The 20,645-nt window shown below is 58.5% G+C and carries 16 protein-coding genes, 1 tRNA gene and 1 pseudogene; 6 read left to right on the top strand and 12 right to left on the bottom strand.

Features of this window, described 5'->3' with window-relative positions; genetic code table 11:
• Positions 1–181: 181 nt before the first annotated feature.
• The 6 genes from ABJ99_RS13150 to dibA form a co-directional block, all read right to left on the bottom strand.
• Positions 182–1,162, bottom strand: coding sequence for a sulfate/molybdate ABC transporter ATP-binding protein (locus tag ABJ99_RS13150; protein ID WP_054086212.1), 981 nt, complete (start codon positions 1,160–1,162; stop codon positions 182–184).
• A gap of 2 nt (positions 1,163–1,164) precedes the next feature.
• On the bottom strand, positions 1,165–2,037 hold the full coding sequence (gene cysW, locus ABJ99_RS13155; protein ID WP_054086213.1) for a sulfate ABC transporter permease subunit CysW: 873 nt from the start codon (positions 2,035–2,037) through the stop codon (positions 1,165–1,167).
• 13 nt (positions 2,038–2,050) lie between these two features.
• On the bottom strand, positions 2,051–2,872 hold the full coding sequence (gene cysT / locus ABJ99_RS13160) for a sulfate ABC transporter permease subunit CysT (RefSeq protein ID WP_005887934.1): 822 nt from the start codon (positions 2,870–2,872) through the stop codon (positions 2,051–2,053).
• Between the two features lie 94 nt (positions 2,873–2,966).
• Complete coding sequence (locus ABJ99_RS13165; RefSeq protein WP_054086214.1) at positions 2,967–3,977, bottom strand: sulfate ABC transporter substrate-binding protein; 1,011 nt, start codon at positions 3,975–3,977, stop codon at positions 2,967–2,969.
• Positions 3,978–4,124: 147 nt separating this feature from the next.
• Complete coding sequence (oscA, locus tag ABJ99_RS13170; RefSeq protein ID WP_002551397.1) at positions 4,125–4,307, bottom strand: sulfur starvation response protein OscA; 183 nt, start codon at positions 4,305–4,307, stop codon at positions 4,125–4,127.
• A 198-nt stretch (positions 4,308–4,505) separates the two neighbouring features.
• Entirely contained in the window at positions 4,506–6,425 is a 1,920-nt protein-coding gene (dibA, locus tag ABJ99_RS13175) for a phosphodiesterase DibA (RefSeq protein WP_054086215.1), read from the bottom strand.
• A 154-nt stretch (positions 6,426–6,579) separates the two neighbouring features.
• Here dibA and desA point away from each other — a divergent pair, with 154 nt between their 5' ends.
• Both desA and ABJ99_RS13185 read left to right on the top strand, forming a co-directional pair.
• Positions 6,580–7,764 carry a delta-9 fatty acid desaturase DesA gene (desA, locus tag ABJ99_RS13180; protein ID WP_054086216.1) on the top strand — a complete coding sequence of 395 codons (1,185 nt, stop codon included), beginning with the start codon at positions 6,580–6,582 and terminating at the stop codon, positions 7,762–7,764.
• Positions 7,765–7,896: 132 nt separating this feature from the next.
• Positions 7,897–8,895, top strand: coding sequence for a GGDEF domain-containing protein (locus ABJ99_RS13185; RefSeq protein ID WP_054080133.1), 999 nt, complete (start codon positions 7,897–7,899; stop codon positions 8,893–8,895).
• A 292-nt stretch (positions 8,896–9,187) separates the two neighbouring features.
• Here ABJ99_RS13185 and ABJ99_RS13190 read toward each other — a convergent pair whose 3' ends face one another.
• From ABJ99_RS13190 to ABJ99_RS13205, 4 genes are all read right to left on the bottom strand, one after another.
• On the bottom strand, positions 9,188–10,582 hold the full coding sequence (locus ABJ99_RS13190; protein WP_054086217.1) for a response regulator: 1,395 nt from the start codon (positions 10,580–10,582) through the stop codon (positions 9,188–9,190).
• 156 nt (positions 10,583–10,738) lie between these two features.
• The gene (gene gabT, locus ABJ99_RS13195; protein ID WP_054086218.1) at positions 10,739–12,019 is read right to left on the bottom strand and encodes a 4-aminobutyrate--2-oxoglutarate transaminase; all 1,281 of its coding nucleotides are present in this window, start codon (positions 12,017–12,019) and stop codon (positions 10,739–10,741) included.
• Between the two features lie 184 nt (positions 12,020–12,203).
• Positions 12,204–13,646, bottom strand: coding sequence for an NADP-dependent succinate-semialdehyde dehydrogenase (gabD, locus tag ABJ99_RS13200; protein WP_054086219.1), 1,443 nt, complete (start codon positions 13,644–13,646; stop codon positions 12,204–12,206).
• 270 nt (positions 13,647–13,916) lie between these two features.
• A complete protein-coding gene (locus ABJ99_RS13205) occupies positions 13,917–15,185 on the bottom strand; it encodes an FAD-dependent monooxygenase (protein ID WP_054086220.1) in 1,269 nt (422 codons plus the stop codon).
• A 168-nt stretch (positions 15,186–15,353) separates the two neighbouring features.
• Between ABJ99_RS13205 and ABJ99_RS13210 the strand changes: the two genes are divergently transcribed.
• The 4 genes from ABJ99_RS13210 to ABJ99_RS13220 all read left to right on the top strand — a co-directional run bounded on the left by ABJ99_RS13210 (position 15,354) and on the right by ABJ99_RS13220 (position 18,137).
• Positions 15,354–15,430, top strand: a tRNA-Arg gene (locus tag ABJ99_RS13210).
• Positions 15,431–15,470: 40 nt separating this feature from the next.
• The gene (locus ABJ99_RS27090) at positions 15,471–15,872 is read left to right on the top strand and encodes a hypothetical protein (protein ID WP_230081025.1); all 402 of its coding nucleotides are present in this window, start codon (positions 15,471–15,473) and stop codon (positions 15,870–15,872) included.
• Positions 15,873–16,084: 212 nt separating this feature from the next.
• Positions 16,085–17,443: an MFS transporter gene (locus ABJ99_RS13215; protein WP_054086221.1), complete on the top strand. Its 1,359-nt coding sequence runs from the start codon at positions 16,085–16,087 to the stop codon at positions 17,441–17,443.
• Between the two features lie 328 nt (positions 17,444–17,771).
• A complete protein-coding gene (locus tag ABJ99_RS13220; protein ID WP_007248273.1) occupies positions 17,772–18,137 on the top strand; it encodes a histone-like nucleoid-structuring protein, MvaT/MvaU family in 366 nt (121 codons plus the stop codon).
• A 104-nt stretch (positions 18,138–18,241) separates the two neighbouring features.
• Here ABJ99_RS13220 and ABJ99_RS13225 read toward each other — a convergent pair whose 3' ends face one another.
• Together ABJ99_RS13225 and ABJ99_RS13230 are read right to left on the bottom strand one after the other, a co-directional pair.
• Positions 18,242–19,132 carry a hypothetical protein gene (locus ABJ99_RS13225; protein ID WP_054086222.1) on the bottom strand — a complete coding sequence of 297 codons (891 nt, stop codon included), beginning with the start codon at positions 19,130–19,132 and terminating at the stop codon, positions 18,242–18,244.
• Between the two features lie 271 nt (positions 19,133–19,403).
• A pseudogene (locus ABJ99_RS13230) lies at positions 19,404–20,512 on the bottom strand (IS256 family transposase).
• Positions 20,513–20,645 lie beyond the last annotated feature (133 nt).

The following is a 20,645-nucleotide window of genomic DNA, read 5'->3' on the forward strand; positions in this document are numbered from 1 at the left end:
CCAGAATCAAAAGCGGACCTGAGTACAGTGATTGACGCTAGAGCATCGCTCCAGCGCAGGCCATCAAAGCTTCTGCTACAACTTCGACCTGAAGAACAGTGTCTCCCACGGCCTTCGGCCAGTATCAAAAGCGGACCTGAGTAAAGCGATTGACGCTGGAGCATCGCTCCAGCGCAGGCCATCAAAGCTTCTGCCACACCTTCGGTTTGAAGAACAGTGTCTCGCCCCTCGCCAGCCCGACCAGGCTGTCGTGATCCTTCACCACTTCGGCTTCGATCAGTTCGCTCTGCCCTTCTACCTTCAGCGTGACCCGCGTGGTCGCACCCAGCGGGCGGATGTCGCGGACTTCGGCGGCGTGGTGGTCTTCGATTTCCTGGCGTGACAACGACACTTCGTGCGGCCGGAACAGCACATGGCCTTCGTCGCCCAGGCTCAGGCGGTTGGAGTCGCCGAGGAAGTGGTAGACGAAATCGTTGGACGGGTTCTCGTACACCTCGCCAGGCGAGCCGATCTGTTCGATCACGCCCTTGTTCATGACCACGATGCGGTCGGCCACTTCCATGGCTTCTTCCTGATCGTGGGTCACGAACACCGAGGTCAGGTTGATGTCTTCGTGCAAGCGCGCCAGCCAGCGACGCAGTTCCTTGCGGACCTTGGCGTCCAGTGCGCCGAACGGCTCATCCAGCAACAACACTTTCGGCTCGACCGCCAACGCCCGGGCCAGTGCGATACGCTGCCGCTGACCGCCTGACAACTGCTCAGGGTAGCGATCAGCCAGCCAGTCCAGTTGCACCATATTCAGCAGTTCGTGGACTTTTTCGGCGATCCGCGTTTCGTTCGGGCGCTCGCGTTTGGGCTTCATGCGCAGGCCGAAGGCAACGTTGTCGAACACGGTCATGTGGCGGAACAACGCATAGTGCTGGAACACGAACCCGACGTTGCGATCACGCACGTCATGCCCGGACACATCTTCGCCATGAAACACGATGCTGCCGTCGTCCGGGGTTTCCAGACCGGCGATGATGCGCAGCAGTGTGGTCTTGCCGCAGCCTGACGGGCCCAGCAAAGCCACCAGCTCGCCACTCTGGATGTCCAGACTGATGTTGTTCAGGGCTTTGAAGGCGTTGAAATTCTTGCTGACGTTACGGACTTCGATCGACATGATTATTCCTCCGCCGCGTTATGACGCAGACGGTTAATGCGGGATTCGCTCCACTGCTTGAGCAGCAGGATGAACAGCGCCAGGATCAGCAACAGGCTCGCCACGGCAAAAGCTGCGACATGGTTGTACTCGTTGTAGAGAATTTCGACGTGCAGCGGCAGGGTGTTGGTAACGCCGCGAATGTGCCCGGACACCACCGACACCGCGCCAAACTCGCCCATTGCCCGAGCGGTACACAGCACCACGCCGTAGATCAGACCCCATTTTATGTTCGGCACCGTGACGTGCCAGAACATCTGCCAGCCGTTGGCGCCGAGCAGCCGCGCGGCCTCTTCTTCCTGCGTGCCCTGCTCCTGCATCAGCGGGATCAGCTCACGCGCAACGAACGGCACGGTGACGAAGATGGTCGCCAGCACGATGCCCGGCAGCGCAAACACGATCTGGATGTCGTGATCCTGCAACCACGGCCCGAACAGGCCCTGCGCGCCGAACATCAGCACATAGACCAGACCGGCAATGACCGGCGACACCGAGAACGGCAGGTCGATCAGCGTGACCAGAATGCTCTTGCCACGGAACGAGTATTTGCTCACGCACCAGGCCGCGCTGACGCCGAACACCAGATTGAGCGGCACCGAAATCAGCACGGCAATCACGGTCAGTTTGAGTGCCGACAAGGCGTCCGGCTCGAGGATCGCGGTGAAGAATGCGCCCAGACCGTTTTTCAGCCCTTGGGAGACCACGATAAACAGCGGCAAACCCAGAAACAGCCCGAACACCAGCCAGCACAAGCCGATCAGGATGCGTCGCGACACCGCGCTGCCACGACGGGCGGCGTTGGCGGAGGCGGCGGCTGAAACAGATGAATAAGACATGTTCTGCGCCTCCTCAGGATGGGGTTTCGATGCGCCGCTGCAACAGATTGATCAGCAGCAGCAGAATGAAGGACACCACCAGCATCATCACGCCGATAGCCGTTGCACCGGTGTAATCGTACTGATCGAGCTTGACCATGATCAGCAGCGGCAGGATCTCGGTTTTCATCGGCATGTTGCCGGCGATGAAGATCACCGAACCGTACTCGCCCACACCGCGGGCAAACGCCAGGGCGAAGCCGGTCAACCAGGCGGGCAGCAAGGCCGGAACGAGAATATGACGAAACACCTGCCACGGACGCGCGCCCAGACAGGCAGCGGCTTCTTCGACTTCACGGGGGATATCGGCCAGCACTGGCTGCACGGTCCGCACCACGAACGGCAGCGTCACGAACGTCAGCGCGAGGGTGATACCCAATGGCGTATAGGCGATCTTGAAGCCCAGATCCGCAGCGAACTGCCCGACCCAGCCGTTCGGCGCGTACAGCGCTGTCAGGGCGATACCGGCCACCGCGGTCGGCAGGGCGAACGGCAGATCGATCATCGCGTCGATGATCTTGCGTCCGGGGAAGGTGTAACGCACCAGCACCCAGGCCAGCAGCGTACCGATCACGCCATTGATCAGGGCCGCATAGAACGCGGTGCCGAAACTCAGTTTGAGCGCCGCGATCACGCGAGGGGCCGTGATGATGGTCCAGAACTGATCCCAGGTGAGCTGCGCGGCATGCACGAACATGGCGGCCAGCGGTATTAGCACAATCAGACTGAGGTACACCAAGGTGTAACCCAGCGTCAGCCCGAAGCCGGGTATGACGGGGGAGATGCGACGCGACATAAAAGTCCCTGGTTTCACTTGCACGAAGCCCGGACATTAATCCGGGCCGCTTGACCTGACCTGCGGTGCCACTCGCGCGGCATCGCCATTCGGTTTATTGCGCTTGGTAAATCTGGTCGAACACGCCGCCATCATTGAAAAACTTAGGCTGCGCAGTCTTCCAGCCGTCAAAGTCTTTGTCGATAGTCACCAGCTCCAGTTTCGGAAACTGGTTCTCGTATTTGGCAGCGATTTCTTTATCACGTGGACGATAGAAGTTTTTTGCGGCAATTTCCTGCCCTTCCTTGCTGTACAGGTGCTTGAGGTACTCGGTCGCAATCTCGGTGTTGCCCTTCTTCTCGGCATTCTTGTCGACCACGGCCACTGGCGGCTCGGCGAGAATCGACAGTGACGGCACGACGATGTCGAACTTGTCCTTGCCGCCGTCTTCTTTCAACGCCAGAAACGCTTCGTTTTCCCAGGCCAGCAGCACGTCACCCTGGCCGTTGTTGACGAAGGTGATGGTCGAGCCACGAGCGCCGGTGTCCAGAATCGGCACGTGCTTGAACAGCGTCTGCACGTATTCCTTGGCTTTGGCTTCATCGCCGCCGCCCGCTTTCAGGCCATAAGCCCACGCAGCCAGGAAATTCCAACGAGCGCCGCCGGAGGTTTTCGGATTAGGCGTGATCACGGAAACGTCTTTCTTGATCAGGTCGCCCCAGTCCTTGATGCCTTTCGGGTTGCCCTTGCGCACCAGAAACACGATGGTCGAGGTGTACGGGGTGCTGGCGTCGGGCAGACGGGTCTGCCAGTTTTCAGGCAGGGACCTGCCGAGCTTGGCGATTTCGTCGATGTCACCGGCCAGCGCCAGGGTCACCACATCGGCACGCAGGCCGTCGATCACGCCACGCGCCTGTTTGCCCGAGCCGCCGTGGGATTGCTTGATCTCGACCTTGTCGTCCGGATGGGTCTTCTTCCAGTGGCTGACGAATTCTGCGTTGTAATCCTGATACAGCTCGCGCGTCGGGTCATACGACACGTTGAGCAGTTCGTAATCCTTGGCAACAGCCGAACCTGCGAAAACGGCACTGGCGATAGCGGCCAGTGCAAAGCGGCGAATGGACATAGATGAAGCTCCCGGGAATTCTGTGTGTCGGCTTTTTGATTTCTTCTTGGCGCGTCAGAACGGCATCCGTGCTGGCGAGCTGCTTGTGTTCAGGGGTGCATCAGGAGTCAGGATGAAGCCCTCCGGTTGACCAGTCGGGTTACCACGTCAGCTTTGCTTGGCGGCAGGGTTCTGCAAGCGGAATTTTTCCTTGCGCTCGATCTGCACCACCTGCGCGTTGTGCACAGTGATTTCGACGGCGCCAAAACGCAGATCACGCAACGCACTCTGTATCTCACGCAGAATGGCTGCTTCGTCCTGACCGTCAACACTACGTAGAGATGCGCTCATTATCTTATTCCTTGAAAGGTGAGTAACCTGCCGTCGTGACTGGGTCGATGGCTGTGGCGATGGGCCAATCATAGTGAGCCGGAGATATTCTTAAAAAGACTATTTAAGAATGCAGATATAACCAAAAGACATTTAGCGCGCAGGTTTATGGTCAGGATGTATTGCACATCCCGACGCCTGTCACGCGCGTAAGGCGGGCTAGTTGAAAGCGGGCGCGTGATACCAGTCGATCGACTGCGCAGCCATGGGTCGGGCGAACCAGTAACCCTGGCCCAACTGGCAACCGTTGCTCAGCAGAAATGACGCCTGGCTGGCATGTTCGATGCCTTCTGCCAGCACGTGCATGCCAAGGCTTGAGGCCAGCGCGATGACCGCCCGCACAATTGCAATGTCATCGTCGTCGCCAGGCAGCCCGGCGACGAAGCCCTGATCGATCTTCAGCTTCTGCACCGGCATGCTCTTGAGCCGCAGGAGTGACGAGTAGCCCGTGCCGAAGTCGTCAATGGCCAGGCTCAGGCCCAGTTCACGCAGCCGATGCAGCTGTTCGATGGCCTGCTCGGGGTCTTCCATGACGGCGCTTTCAGTGACTTCCAGCTCAAGAAACACGGGATCGAGCCCGGTCTCGTTCAAGACCTGAGCCACTTGCCGGTCCAGATCGCCCCGGCTGAACAGACGGCTGGACACATTGACCGCAACGGACGCAATCGGAACGCCGGCCGCCAGCCAGGTCTGCATTTGCCGGCAGGCTGTATTCAATACCCAGGCGTCGATATCGACGATCAGCCCGTTCTGCTCGGCGATGGGGATGAATTCGCCGGGCAACACCATGCCGCGTGTCGGGTGCTGCCAACGCACCAGCGCTTCGGCAGCGCAAATTCGCCCGGTATTCAAGTCGTAAACAGGCTGATAAAACACCCGCAACTCTTCCTGCTCGATCGCCTGACGCAGCTCGCTGGCCAGTTGCACCCGTTGCTGGGCCTGGGCAGTCAGCTCCTCGGTATACAGGGCAAAGCCCTCCCGGCCATCGTTTTTTGCCTTGAACAGCGCCGAATCGGCATTGCGCAACAGCTGTTCGGCGGTCTCGGCGTCACCGGGAAACAGGCTGATGCCGATGCTGGCGGTGACAAACAACTGATGCCCGGCAATCGCATAAGGCGGCTTGAACGCATTGATGACCTGCTGCGCAAGGGCGGCGGCATGCACCATTTGTGTACAGTTTTTGACCAGCAGTGCGAATTCGTCGCCGCCCAGACGCGAGACCGTCGTGTCGCTGCCGGACAGCACCTTGAGCCGTTCGGCAGCCGCCTTGAGCACCTCGTCGCCGATGTTATGGCCGAGGCTGTCGTTGATGTTTCTGAAGTTATCCAGGTCCACCAGCAGCAACGCACAACCGCGCTTGCTGGAGCGCGCAGACGTCAGCGCCTGGCTGATACGGTCGGTCAGCAGCAGGCGATTGGGCAGTTCGGTCAGCGCATCGTAGTGCGCCAGTTGCGCCAGCTCCTGCTCGGAGCGCTTGATGGCGGTAATGTCGGAAAACACCGCCACGTAGTGCCTGGCTTTGCCGTCATCGCCCTTGATACTGCGGATGGTCTGCCACTGCGGGTAGATCTCGCCGCTTTTGCGCCGATTCCAGATCTCGCCGCTCCACTGCCCGACACTGAGCAGCGAGTGGTACATCTGCCGATAAAACTCCGGGCCATGTCGGCCGGACTTGAATTTGCTGGGGTTGAAACCCAGCACTTCTTCGGCCTGATAACCGGTGATGTCCACAAAAGCGCGGTTGACGTGGACAATGCGTCCGTCTGCATCACTGACCAGCACGCCCTCACGCGTGCTGTCGAACACCACCGCCGCAAGCAGCAGCCGGTCATAGTCTTCCTGCTGTCGCGCGAACGTCGCTTCGCCGCCGATGATGCCCTTCAATCTGTCGCGCACAATGAAGATCATGACGGCGCTGAGCAGCGCCCAGCTGTAACCGATCATCTGGTAGCCGAAGGCCAGTTGCGCCGGATCTTCGACAAAAACCGACAGCAGGTAGTCGCCGGTCACGAACCACAAAATCGACAGCAGCCCATACAGGACGGCGGTTCGCAGCGCGCCACGGGAATATTCGGACATAAAAAACGCAAGCCTGGCGAAAGGTCTGGATTATAAAGCAGGAAACATCCTGCGACTCTTATCTGCAAGGGTGACTGGTTTTCTGTGGAATGTCAGTGATAATGCTCTCGCGACTTTTTTCTTCACAGGTACTTTTACGAGGGCCAAACAGCCTATGTGGTACAACGGTTTGCTCGACCTTTCAGTCTGGCAGGTAATAGCAGTCACGCTGGTGATGACCCATGTAACGATTATTGGCGTCACGGTCTATCTGCACCGCTATTCAGCTCACCGCTCGCTCGAACTCAATGCCGGGCTGAAACACTTCTTCCGGTTCTGGCTGTGGCTGACCACTGCCCAGAACACCCGCGAGTGGACCGCCATCCACCGCAAGCATCACGCAAAATGCGAAACCGTCGACGACCCGCACAGCCCGGTCGTCAAGGGCTTGTCAACCGTGCTGCGCAAAGGTGCCGAGCTGTATCGCGAAGAAGCTCGCAATCAGGACACCCTGCGCATCTACGGCAAAAACTGCCCGGAAGACTGGATCGAGCGCAATCTGTATTCGCGCTACAAGCTGCTGGGTATCGCCCTCATGGCAGTAATCGACCTGGCGCTGTTCGGCGCGCTCGGTATCACGGTCTGGGCTGTGCAGATGATGTGGATTCCGTTCTGGGCCGCCGGCGTGGTCAACGGTCTCGGCCATGCGGTCGGCTATCGCAATTTCGAATGCCGTGATGCGGCGACCAATCTGGTGCCGTGGGGCATCGTGATCGGCGGCGAAGAGCTGCACAACAATCACCACACCTACCCCAACTCGGCCAAGCTGTCGGTCAAGCCCTGGGAATTCGACATGGGCTGGGCGTGGATCAAGGTATTCAGCTTCCTGCGTCTGGCGAAGGTCCAGCGGGTCGCACCTATCGCCCACCGGGTCGAAGGCAAGGGCAGCATGGACATGGACACTGCCATGGCGATCCTCAACAACCGCTTCCAGATCATGGCGCAGTACCGCAAGCTGGTCATCGCGCCGCTGGTTGCTCAGGAGCTGGGCAAGGCTGACGAATCGGTGCGTCATCAGTTCCGTCGGGCCAAGCGCTTGCTGTCGCGTGAAACCAGCCTGCTTGATGACAGGCACCACATGCGCATCCAGACCATGCTCGAACACAGCCACGCGCTGAAGGTGATCTACGAAAAACGCCTCGCGCTGCAACAGATCTGGGTCAAGACCAGCAGCAATGGCCATGACATGCTGTCCGCCATGAAAGAGTGGATTCACGAAGCCGAAGCCAGTGGCATTCAGTCCCTGCGCGACTTCGCTGACCAGCTGAAAACCTACTCGCTGCGCCCTGCGCACGCCTGATACCGTTGATCGGCGCGCCCTTCACGGGCGCGCCCGTTTCGGAACTTCCCCCCGTTCAGCCTATCTCATCAACTTTCCCGGGAAATATGGGAAAGGGTTTGGCAGTGCCGCCAATGCTTGAGATACGTGCTCATGGAAAAGCAGTCCCCTATCGCCTCAGCCGGCGCACCGATCACAGATATGCCCGCAGCCGCAGAAACCCTGTTAGCCCTGATGCACGCTCAGGCCGAAGTTGCACGCCTGAGCGAGCGCGAACAATTGTTCAGCTCGCTGCTGGTGAGTGTGAACGCTGTTCTGTGGGCGTTCGACTGGGAAACCCAGCACATGGTCTACGTCAGCCCGGCCTACGAGCGCATCTTCGGCCGTTCAGCAGGCCTGCTGCTGGCCGACTACGGCGAATGGCGGGACAGCATCTACCCGGATGATCTCAACTACGCCGAACGCAGCCTGAGCGAAGTCATCGAGAAAGGCGCCATCGAAGATCGCGAGTACCGGATCATTCGTGCCGACGGTGAAGTCCGCTGGCTCAGCGACAAATGTTTCCTCAGCCACCGCGCCGACGCCAGTCAGCGCTTGATCGTGGTGGGCATTGCTGAAGACATCACCGAGAAAAAACACCTCGAAGATGAACTGCAACGCCTGGCGACGACCGATGTGCTGACCCAGAGCAGCAACCGCCGTCACTTCTTCGAGTGCGCCCAGCGAGAGTTCGAACTGGCGCGGCTGAACGGCACGCCGCTGGCCTTCCTGCTGCTCGATATCGATGACTTCAAACTGGTAAACGACACCTACGGGCATCAGGAAGGCGACACGGTGCTGCAGCGCATCGCGGAGAGCGGTCGCTCGGCATTGAGGCGCGGTGATCTGTTCGGGCGTATTGGCGGCGAAGAGTTCGCTGCGTTATTTCCCGGCTGCGCACCGGAAATGGCCATGCAGATTGCCGAGCGTCTGCAACGCGAGATTCAGCGGCAGAATTTCCAGGCAGGCGGCGTCACATTCAGCATCACCGCCAGCCAGGGCCTGACCAACCTCGGCCCCGAAGACCAAGGCCTCGAAGCCCTCTACGGCCGCGCCGACGCAGCGATGTATCAGGCCAAGCGCCAGGGCAAGAACCAGATCGTACTGGTGTGAAATGCCTTCTCGAAGGCAGAAAGCACGACTGGTCCATCGCGAACAAGGCGGATCGCCACCCCGGTCGCTCCCACAAGTGCGCACACGGCACCAAGCCCTGTGGGAGCCTGCGGTGCCCTGTAGGAGCGGACTTGTCCGCGAAGAGTTCGTTGCAGTCGATGGATTTTCTGCGTCAGTAATACCGCCTTCGCGAACAAGTTCGCTCCTACAGGAGAACGCGGTACCTTGTGGGAGCGAGCTTGCTCGCGAAGAGTCCGGTACAGTCGATGGATTTTCTGCGTCAGTCAGGTTTTTACTTTTCGGGCGGACCCTGAATAGCGCCAGCCGGATCCTCGATCGCAGCAGGCTCTTCAGCAGGTGCCTCAGGTGCCAGGTCCAGTAAGTCGGGCTCGTCTTCCCCCTCTGCCGCCTGAACAGCCACATCAGGTTCGATCGCAACCGGTCTCAGCAGACTCGGATCAGTCACGCCGGTCAGTTTCTTGCGCAGCCGCTGTAAATCGCCCACGCTCAATTTCAGCAGCTTGGCCGATTTGGTCTTGATCAGCGCGGTGACGCTCTCTTCCTCGCCCAGTCGCGCCATTTGGCCCGCCAGGTTCATGGTCAGCACTTCGCGCGTGTAGATGCCGGTGTTGTACTGGTACACCGCAGCGATCAGTTCACGCAGTTCCAGCGGCAAGCGCCAGCGAGTGCGCAGTGCCGAACCAAACGCGGCGGAATACTGCTCCAGCGATTGCTCGATGGCTTGCTCGTTCAGTTCGCCGCCCGCCAGCAGCCATTCTTGCAGGCAGCCCAACACCGCCAGATCACCCAGCGATTGCAGTAGCCCGGCGCAGAAACAGCGTTCGACATCCAACTCCAGCATGCCGCCCAGAATGCGCGCGTACTCAGCAGTGCGCTGCGACATCGCCCACAGCTCGCTGGCCCGCGCCAACAAGGCGTCATGGGTCAGAACGGCCATGCGCTTTTTGGCCAGGCCCGATGCGATATTCGCCCCCTGAACCGGACCCAGAACGGCCAGCGCTCCGGTCAGCGACTGAATCGGCTTGCCCAGATGCTGGGCGGCGCTGTTGGCAGCAGCAACCAACACCGCCGTAATATGCGGATCGTTGCGCAACTCTTGCTCAAGCAGCACCGGATCCGTTCCGTTCGGCGTCTGACTTAGCTTGATCGCCGTCGCGACATCGACGTACAGAGGCGCACCGTCAGCAATATCACGACGCTTTTCGAGAAACTTGCTCAGCGTCAACCCCGGAGCAAGTGCGGGCACCTCGCCCGGAGCCGACGCACGATGCTCCAGCAGCAGGCCTTCGAGGCGCTGGCGCAAACCTTCGGTGTTGAGCGGCTTGGTCAGGTAGGCGGTCGGCGCCAGCGGCACGACTTCGCGCACACTGGCGCTGTCATTGCGATTGCTGATCAGGATAAACGGGATGGCAGGCTGACGACGCAGGTTGCGCACGCCGCGCAACAGACTCAATCCATCGATCCCCGGCAGTTCGCGAGCGGCGATGACCAGATCAGGAAGATGCTTTTTCATCCACTCGACAGCCTGTTTGCCATCGGTGCACATTTCCAGCTCGACATCCGCACGCACACTCAGCACCAGATCACTGAGCGTCTCGCGAACCCACGGATCAGACTCAGCAATCAATACGCGAGGAACCGCGGGCAAAACTACAGCAGTCATCATGACTCTCCGGTGTCGATGCGCTCACCTTAGCCAATGCAATCGCCCGTATATAGCCAAAAGAGCGAAAAACCTCGCTCCAGACGAAAAAAAACCCGTCGAAACGGGCTTTTTTTGTCTATTTGGTCACAAATTAATCAATTCGTGACGTCACACTTTTCAGGCGATTTCAGCGAAGCATTCTTCCAGAATCGCCAGACCACGGTTCAGCAATTCATCTTCGGCAGTCAGCGGGACAAGCACGCGCAACACGTTGCCATAAGTGCCGCACGACAGCAGGATCAGGCCCTTGTCACGCGCCTTGGCGACGACCTGAGCGACGGCTGCCGCGTTCGGCTTGTGCGAGTCACCGTCCTCGAACAGCTCGACAGCAATCATTGCCCCCAGCGCGCGCACTTCACCGATCACCGGATACTTGGCTTGCATCGCCTTGAGCGACGTCACCAGATGCTCGCCCAGTGCCTGGCAACGCTCCAGCAGGTGCTCTTCTTCGAAGATATCCAGAACCGCCAGTGCCGCCGCGCAAGCGACCGGGCTGCCCGCATAGGTGCCGCCCAGTCCGCCTGGCGCGATGGCATCCATGTATTCAGCCTTGCCGCACACGCCCGCCAGCGGGAAGCCGCCTGCGATGGATTTGGCAAAGGTCGTCAGGTCAGCAGCAACGCCCATTTGCTCCATGGCGAAGAACGTACCGGTACGGCCAGCGCCGGTCTGCACTTCGTCAGCGATCAGCAGGATGCCGTGCTTGTCGCACAGCTCGCGCAGACGCTTCATGAACGCCTTGGGCGCCACGTAGAAACCACCCTCGCCCTGCACCGGTTCGATGATGATGGCGGCGATATCTTTAGGCTCGGCGTCGTTCTTGAAGATGCGCTCGATGCTGGCGATGGAATCGTCAACGCTCACGCCATGCAGCTCGCACGGGTAAAGCGCGCGGAAGATCCCGCCCGGCATCAGGCCCATGCCGGCCGAGTAAGGCACCACCTTGCCGGTCAGACCGAGGGTCATCATGGTGCGACCGTGGTAAGCGCCGGTGAAGGCGATCACGCCCGCACGGCCAGTGGCAGCGCGCGCGATCTTCACGGCGTTTTCCACCGCTTCGGAGCCCGTGGTCACAAGCAGGGTTTTCTTTTCGAAATCACCCGGAACCTTGGCGTTGACCTTCTCGCACAGCTCGACGTAAGGCTCGTAAGCCAGGACCTGGAAGCAGGTGTGAGTCAGCTTGGTCAATTGTTCTTGCACCGCCGCAACGATCTTCGGGTGCAGGTGACCGGTGTTCAATACCGCAATGCCGCCCGCGAAGTCGATGAATTCACGACCTTCTACGTCGGTGACGGTAGCGTTCTTCGCCGAAGCAGCGAAGATCGGGTGGATCTGCCCAACGCCGCGCGGGACGGCAGCATGGCGGCGTTGCATCAGGGAGTCGTTAGTCTTGCTCATGTATTCCTCATTCGCCGCTCATCGGTCGGCGTGGTTCAAGGATCAAGCGGGCTGGATCAACTGCGGCAGCATACGATGATCGACTGCTGCAGCCTTCAGGCCACCAAGAAACTGCTGTGCTGCAAAAAGCCGATGACACGTCGCTCTCGCGCGCCATCGGCTGCAATACCTCAACGTCAGTCAATCAGACCGACAGGCAGAGGTATTTGATTTCCAGATAATCTTCGATGCCGTACTTGGAGCCTTCACGGCCCAGGCCCGACGACTTGATACCGCCGAACGGTGCCAGTTCGTTGGAGATCAGGCCGGTGTTGATACCCACCATGCCATATTCCAGCGCTTCGGCAACCCGGAACACACGGCTCATGTTCTGCGCGTAGAAGTACGACGCCAGACCGAATTCGGTGTCGTTGGCCAGTGCAATCGCTTCGGCCTCGTCCTTGAAGCGGAACAACGGCGCCAGCGGACCAAAGGTTTCTTCCTTGGCGACGGCTGCATCTTTCGACACGTTAACCAGAATAGTCGGCTCGAAGAACGAACCTTCCAGGCTGTTGCCACCGGTCAGCACGGTTGCGCCTTTGCTGACCGCGTCGGCGATGTGTTCCTTGACTTTGGCCACAGCCTTGTCGTCGATCAGCGGGCCGGTAGTGATGCCGTCTTCCAGACCATTACCGATCTTCAGCTTGCCGACCGCAGCCTTGAGCTTCTCGGCGAACGCGTCATACACCGCGTCCTGCACATAGATGCGGTTGGCGCAGACGCAGGTCTGGCCGTTGTTGCGATACTTGGAGATCATCGCGCCCTCGACCGCCTTGTCGAGGTCAGCATCGTCGAACACGATGAACGGCGCGTTACCGCCCAGCTCCAGCGACACTTTCTTGATGTCCTTGGCGCATTCGGCCATCAACTGGCGACCAATCTCGGTCGAGCCGGTGAACGACAATTTACGCACGATCGGGTTGCCGGTCAGCTCGCTGCCGATGTCGCCCGCGCTGCCGGTCACCACGCTGAACACGCCAGCCGGGATGCCCGCACGTTCGGCCAGTTCAGCCAGCGCCAACGCAGAAAACGGCGTTTGTGACGCAGGCTTGAGCACCATGGTGCAACCCGCCGCCAGCGCAGGGCCAGCCTTGCGGGTGATCATCGCTGCCGGGAAATTCCACGGCGTGATCGCCGCCGTCACACCAATCGGCTGCTTGAGCACGATCAGACGCTTGTCCGGCTGGTGACCAGGAATCACATCGCCATACACGCGCTTGGCTTCTTCGGCGAACCACTCGATGAACGACGCTGCATAAGTGATCTCGCCCTTGGCCTCAGCCAGTGGCTTGCCCTGCTCCAGCGTCATCAGCAGACCCAGGTCGTCCTGGTTCTCGATCATCAGCTCGAACCAGCGACGCAGCTTGTTACCGCGCTCTTTGGCGGTCAGCGCACGCCAGGCCGGCAGCGCCTTGTCAGCCGCCTCAATCGCCCGACGCGTCTCGGCTGCGCCCATTTTCGGCACCGTGCCGAGGATCTCGTTGGTCGCCGGGTTGTTGACCTTGATCGACTGACCACCGTCCGCGTCCAGCCACTGACCGTTGATGTAGGCTTGCTGGCGGAACAGAGTGGAATCTTTAAGCTGCATGTCGGGCCTCCTAAACAGCGCCGCACAAAGGCGGAGCGAACAATTGAATATCGATGCACCCCGTTTGGAAGCCATCGTCAGGAAAACATTCCATCGGGTTCCAGCGATGCGCAACGCATAAAAGCAGGAAGACCGAACAAGAGCGTTTGAAATCTCAAACGAATCCTAGGCATTGCGGGGGCAAAGGACAATAGGCCGTTCGAAAAAAAGAACGGCCGTTCAGGCGTGTGTGGTTTTCGGATCAGTGCCAGCCCCGGAGGGACTGCACCACTATCGATAATCCGGCAGCGTGAACGCCTGCACTGCCGGCGTCAGCGCCTTGGCAGCACGCTTGCTGATAAAGGGGGTCGCCACCAACCGCTGCACAGCGCGAAGGATCGTAACGCCCGCGCGGCTGCTAGGATGCACGAGACGCGGAACAAGCTTGGGCACACTCTGCGACTTTTTCACCATCGGGCGCAGGACATACTCGTACGCGGCAAGGGCCGCTGCAATGGAGTCGGTTTTAGTCAGTTCGCCAGCCAGCACATACGCGCCAATCAACGCCAGCGAAGCGCCGACCCCGCCCAACGGCGTGACACACCAGGCCGCGTCGCCCAGCAACACCACAGACCCGTTCGACCAGCGATCGATCTTCACCTGGCGCAGATCATCGAACCAGAAGTCCTCCGCTGCCTCCATCCCGGCCAGCAGACGAGGCACCTCCCAGCCCGCGCCGTCGAAAGACGCCCGAAGAAAAGCCTTCTGCTCGGCAATACTGTTGCCGACCCCGAGGTGGCTGCGGCCGTGCACATTAAAGAACGCACGCGTCGTACCGCGATTGTCCGGGCGAACACCTGCGCTTCGGCCGCCCACCGCGTTATACCAACGCGCGGTCTGGCTATCAGTCGGTGCACGAGGCACGGTAAAGAATGCGCACGCCATGTCCATCCTGCGCGGCTGATTCTCGCCGGGGAACACCAGCTCCCGCGTGCGCGAACCGACCCCTTCGGCAATGATCAACAGATCAAAACGCTCCTCATCACCGTTCTCGAACGCAACCGACACCCCCTCCTCATCATGCTCGACCGAGACGATACGATCACCAAAGCGATAGAAGGCATCGGCAGAAGAAGCCTCATACAGCAGACGGGCAAGGTCACCACGCAACACCTCAAGCTCAGCCGTCGGACCATCGCCCTCCAGCCCGGACAGATCAATGCGCGCCGCCGTGCGATTGCCCTCATCGACCCACGCCAGCCCCGTCTCGCCGGTATTAAGATCCTTCACCGCCTGCTCAAGGCCCATCAAACGCAAGACCTCCCGAGCAGCGCCCCGCACATCCACATTCTGCCCACCATCCCGAAAGGCAGGCGCCTGCTCGACGACCGTGACATCGCAATTGCGCTGCGTCAGCCACCATGCCGCCGCGCAGCCTGCGATGCTGGCCCCGGTGATGAGAACGCGGCACGGGCTGCGCTCAATGCTTTTGAACTGATTGATAAGATGGCCTCGGTGAGAACGAACTGGCTGGGGGGGTAGTGGGGCATCATGCACCACGTGGTGGTTTTGCCGGAAGCGGTGGCCTGTCCCTTTGTGAGCGTCAGTGGATGTGGGGTGATGAAAGGCTTACGGGTGTTCGTATGCCGGGGGCGCTGGATGATTTGCGTTGCAGGCCGACCGCAACTGGACGCCCCGTACCCATGTGAGTATCATGGCGCCCGCGCTGCACCAGTAGCTCAGCTGGATAGAGTACTGCCCTCCGAAGGCAGGGGTCGTGGGTTCGAATCCCGCCTGGTGCACCATATTTTGCAGTCTGGATATGTCTTGAGTTGTGGACAGTCTATGAAATGCCCGAAGCCCGCCTTGTGCGGGCTTTGTTGTTTCTGGCTTTTGGTGCTGTATGAGATCGTTATGTGCGCTTCGCACGTCATCGGCGAGAAGATGTTGGCCCAGAACATGGCCCAAGCGAACAAGGAACTGAAAGCTGGCATCGAGGTACGCATGCTCACCATCCCAACCGATGCCAGGTATGTTCGCCGTCCTGAACGGTTCAGAAGATGCAGCAGCACCGGCACACCGCTCACCGCTTTTCTCACAGCCCCAGGAAAAAGATGTATTTATTTTCATACACAATTCGAAACACCTCCCCCCCTAAATCCGAACCCCTCAGACAATGCAACCGGACATATTGTCGCACCAAAAAAAATGGCATGCGGTTGTGATGAATCGTTTCATCTGGCATAAAAGGCTGGCTTCGGGCTCGAAAATCTAGAAAAACATAGATTAATGGGTCGACGATAGCTGCTCCAACGTCTGCCCCCCCACGCGTCAAATAATCAAGCCAGTTTTGCTCGCTGCCCGAAGCGGATGCCTGTGCTATCCAGTCTGCCTTTCAACCTCATCGAGGCCATTCATACGGCGCGCCCAAACGTCGTGCATCAAAAAGGACCGGAAAATTGAGCGATCAATCGACTCCGAACACTCCACTCGTTAGATTCTGCGACAAAGTTGGTATTCCCTATCCCATGTTCTGGGGTTTTGTCGGCCTGTTGATCTTCATGATCGGCGATGGCGTAGAACTCGGATACCTCTCGCCCTTCCTCAGTGAACGCGGCATGCCCGGCGACGAAGTCGCCATGATCTTCACCATCTATGGCGTCACGGTCGGTATTTCATCGTGGCTCGCCGGCGCGCTCTCCAATATCTGGGGCCCGAGACGGGTGATGTTCCTGGGATTGATCATCTGGAGCGTGTTCGAAGTGCTCTTCCTGATCTACGGCCTGCAGGAATTGAGCTATTCCATGATTCTGCTGACCTATGGTTTGCGCGGTTTCGGTTATCCGCTCTTCGCCTACGGTTTTCTGGTCTGGATCGCGGCTTCCACGCCGTCCCGCAAGATGGGCATGGCAGTGGGCTGGTTCTGGGTGGCTTACGCCGCGGGCCTGCCAATGCTGGGCTCTCTGGTGGCGAGCATCGCTATTCCGCTGATTGGCGCATTGCAGACCTTCTGGCTGTCCTTCGCCCTGGTGGTCATCGGTGGTGTGATTGGTCTGGTCGGGGTGCGCGAAGCTCATGGCATGCGGCGACTGGCACCAGAAGGCGAGCGTCCGCTGGTGTCGATTGCCAAGAACATCACCATCATGTGGACACGTCCTAAAGTGTCGTTGGCCGGTATCGTCCGCGTCATCAACACCTCGTCGATGTTTGGCTTTCTGGTGGTCATGCCAGGGTTCTTCATGCAAACCGTTGGCTTCACCCTGGAAGAATGGCTGCGCCTGCTGACCATCGTTTTTGTGTTCAACATCATCGGCAACCTGGGCTCCAGCGTCATCAGCACCAAGATCGGTTATCGCAACACGATCCTGTGGTTTGGCGCAGTGGGCAGCACGATCAGCACGCCGCTGTTCTTCTTCATGCCACAGGCGTTTCCGAACGACTTCCTGATCGCCTCGATCTTCGGCGCCTTCTACGGCCTGACCCTGGCGTGCTTCGTGCCGCTGTCGGCGCTTGCCCCTGCTTTGGCACCGAACAACAAAGCGGCTGCCTTGTCGGTGTTGAGCCTGGGTGCAGGCGCGTCGACGTGGGTTGGCCCGGCTGTTGTTGCGATCTTCAATGAAAGTTACGGCATTGAAGGCGTGGTCTGGGCGTTCTCCGGGTTGTACGCACTGAGTGCTGTGCTGACCGTATTCCTGAAAGATCCGGAGCCGGTGCATGACCCGATTCTGATCAAGATCAAGCGTCGGATCAAAGTGTTCGCGCCGCGTCTGGATTATCGTTGGGCTCACGCCGAGGATCCGAAGCAAGGGCAAAGCTGATTTAGCACCCCAAGCTTTGCAGGAGAGAGCCGCCGCAGACTGCACACGCACTCTGCGGCGGCTTCGTTTTATTTGCGTGACTCATGTCTGGGCACCCTATTGAAATCTAGATACGTGTATGCCTAACCGAAACACCATTAACCAAGCCCTTATGAAATGGGGTCTGCAGGGCTCAGTTCAAATGACGCCTGCAAGCTTTGATAGCAAAGCGGTTAAACCGGCCATGGTGCACATTGAAATCCAACCACCTCTTCGGAAAATAGGCTGAACTTGTATCAGGTGCCGTCTCTCTCAATAACTACGTGCACCTATCTATAAGGGAAACACCATGTCCAAACTCGCAGAATTCCGTCAGCTGGAAAAGCACCTTGCCGAGCAGCTCCAGGCTTTGGAAACAATGAAAGGCGACAAGGGACTGAAGAAAGAAATCGAGTTCGAAACGAAGCTGCGCAAACTGCTTGAGCAGTATGGCTTTAGCCTGAGGCACATCGTCAATCTGCTGGACCCGCAATCCTCGTCCCGCCACCAGACCTCGGAAAAACCTGCGGGCACTCGCAAACCACGTGAACTCAAGGTGTATAAACATCCGAAGACTGGTGAAGTGATCGAAACCAAGGGTGGAAATCACAAAGGCCTGAAGGAATGGAAAGCGGAGCATGGAGCTGATGTTGTTGAGGGGTGGTTGAAGAAGTAAGGCTGTTTCAGCTGAAAAAGGGTCCTGAGGGGCTCTTTTGAGTAGAGGCGTATGATTAAAAGCAAATCTAAAGCCGTCAAACTCACTCAACCATAAGTTTCCTCTCAAGCCCCAGCCGTCGAACGTGCTGAAAAGCGCGCCCGTACCCTTGCCCACGCCTCCGCAACCGGCATAAAGAACAGCGCGCTCACTTTAAGCACCCCAAGCACTGCACCACCAGGTCGCGTAACAGGCTCACTGGCATCATGAAGGGTAAGCAGATATCGATAAACTCGCCGGCCACTCATGGGCAGCAACCCTAACTGCTCGAGGATCGAAGGCCCAACCTCGTGAACCATGCCGGTGACGATAATCCAAAGCATTACGACTTCTGCACACAGGAAAGCGCTGATCAAGATGTTGGCGCCTATTGTTCGCCAGTCCTGTACGGCTTCAAAGATGGCGTCGATGCTGCTGCCCAAGGTAACGATCGTAGTAAAGATTGCGGCGATAGCGATCAGCAACCCAATGAATCGTGCAGGATCGGGTAACCGAAAGAACGCTGCCATACGTGGCCCCATCGTGTCGTCGCTGGCCAGCCGCTTCAGCTCTTGACGCTCTTCCCACAGGAGCTTCAACCCCCTCGCCTTATCGAGCAGTTCGCCGGGCTCACAGTTATAGCGCGTGCAAAACCACTGTTGCTTTAGCTGCGCGCGCTCTGAGGGCGTGGTTGCAGCTGCGGCTCCCATCTGCTCAGCCCGGACCTCTTCATAAATCTCGGCCAATCGCACTGTACAGATCATGGAAACCAGCAGCACAGGAAATAAAACAGGCATGGAGCCCGTCAGGGTAGCCCCAGGTAAAAATATCAGCGCGCTCGTGAGCGCCAATATCCATGCAACCATCCAGGTCAGACAGATGCGAGCGTCACGTCGACGCCATGCTTTCTTGAAGGGTACTCGCTCAAAGCGCTGAAAATGTTCTTCAACATCGAGACGTAATTGTTTAATGCTCATTATTCAGTTCACTTATTCGACGGATATATGAGCTTAACCGCGTTGTTCTGCAATGCAACGTGGCTAGAAGAACTGAGTACGTCGCCGCGCTTACCAAACTCTGTAGGAAAAGTATGTCAGCGAAGGCCATGCGAGTAAGCAATCGGAGTTGCGTTCGGCTCTAAGGGGTGTACCTGTGTAATCGTCGTCATCCATGCATTTTTGGATGATGGGACTGTCAGATTTTTTGTGTGCGGGCCGGTTAAGGCCTGCCGCTAGGCGGGCCCTGCTTTTACCAGGTCGGCCTGATAAATCGATCCCCGTACAAAATCGCGAATTGATTCATTGCACTCTTCCAGTCATGGGCCGCAGAGCCCCAGTTTGCGGTGATATTGCGCAGCCCAAGCCAGATCAGTTTGGTGGCCGCATCGTCGGTCGGGAAGTGGCCGCGAGTTTTGATGATCTTTCGTAGTTGAGCGTTGATGCTCTCAATTGCGTTGGTCGTGTAGATCACCTTTCGGATCGCGGGCGGGAAAACGAAAAACGGAATTACCCGATCCCAAGCCCGCCGCCAAGCACCCACTATCGTTGGATATTGCTTGCCCCAAGGCCCGGCTTCAAATGCATCCAGAGCCTGTTCGGCCGTTTCGGCGGTGACCGCTTGATAGATCGGCTTNAATGAACGATGCATGTTTGCAGTGTCGTGTCTGGAAAGACAGCGCCAAGGGCTTCCGGCATGCCTTTGAGCCCATCAGTCACAGCTATCAGCACATCTTCAACGCCGCGTGTCTTGAGGTCGTTGAACACTTTCATCCAGAATTTAGCGCCCTCGGTATTTTCAATCCAGATGCCGAGAATATCGCGTGTACCGTCCGGTAAAACACCCAATGCCAGATATATCGCCTTGTTGCGAACCAGCCCCTCTTCGCGGATTTTGACCCGCAGGGCATCGAAGAAAATAACCGGATACATCGGTTCCAGAGGCCGCTGTTGCCAAGCACCTATCTCTGCCATGACCTCATCGGTTACCGAGCTGATGAAGTCTGGCGAAACGTCGGTGCCGTACTGCTCAGAAAGGAACGCGCGGATTTCTCTGACCGTCATTCCTCGGGCATACATGGCGATAATTTTGTCGTCAAAACCAGTGTAACGGCGCTCATGCTTGGGAATCAGAATGGGCGAGAAACTGCCGTCCCGGTCGCGAGGGATATCCAGCCGGATAGGACCGTCTCCGGTCAGAACCGTCTTGCCGCTTTTGCCATTACGCTGGTTGGTTTCATCCTCTGGGCGCTGCGCGCCCGGCGGATAGCCCAGGTGATGGCCGAGTTCGGCATTAAGGGCTCGCTCGATCAATGCCTTCTTGAACGCTGCTGAGGCGTCCTCAATGGCTTCAGCGGTCATCAGTCCGCCGCCAAATTGATCAAGCAGCTCCTTTGGGATTGCAGGGAGCTTCCGCAGCTCGGGTTTCTTTTTGGTTGGCATACATGCACCTCTTACTCATGTTATGCCCAAACACAAAATTTCTGACACCCCC

The sequence above is a fragment of the Pseudomonas syringae pv. cilantro genome, assembly GCF_001293775.1.
GTDB classification, from domain to species: Bacteria; Pseudomonadota; Gammaproteobacteria; order Pseudomonadales; family Pseudomonadaceae; genus Aquipseudomonas; species Aquipseudomonas syringae_P.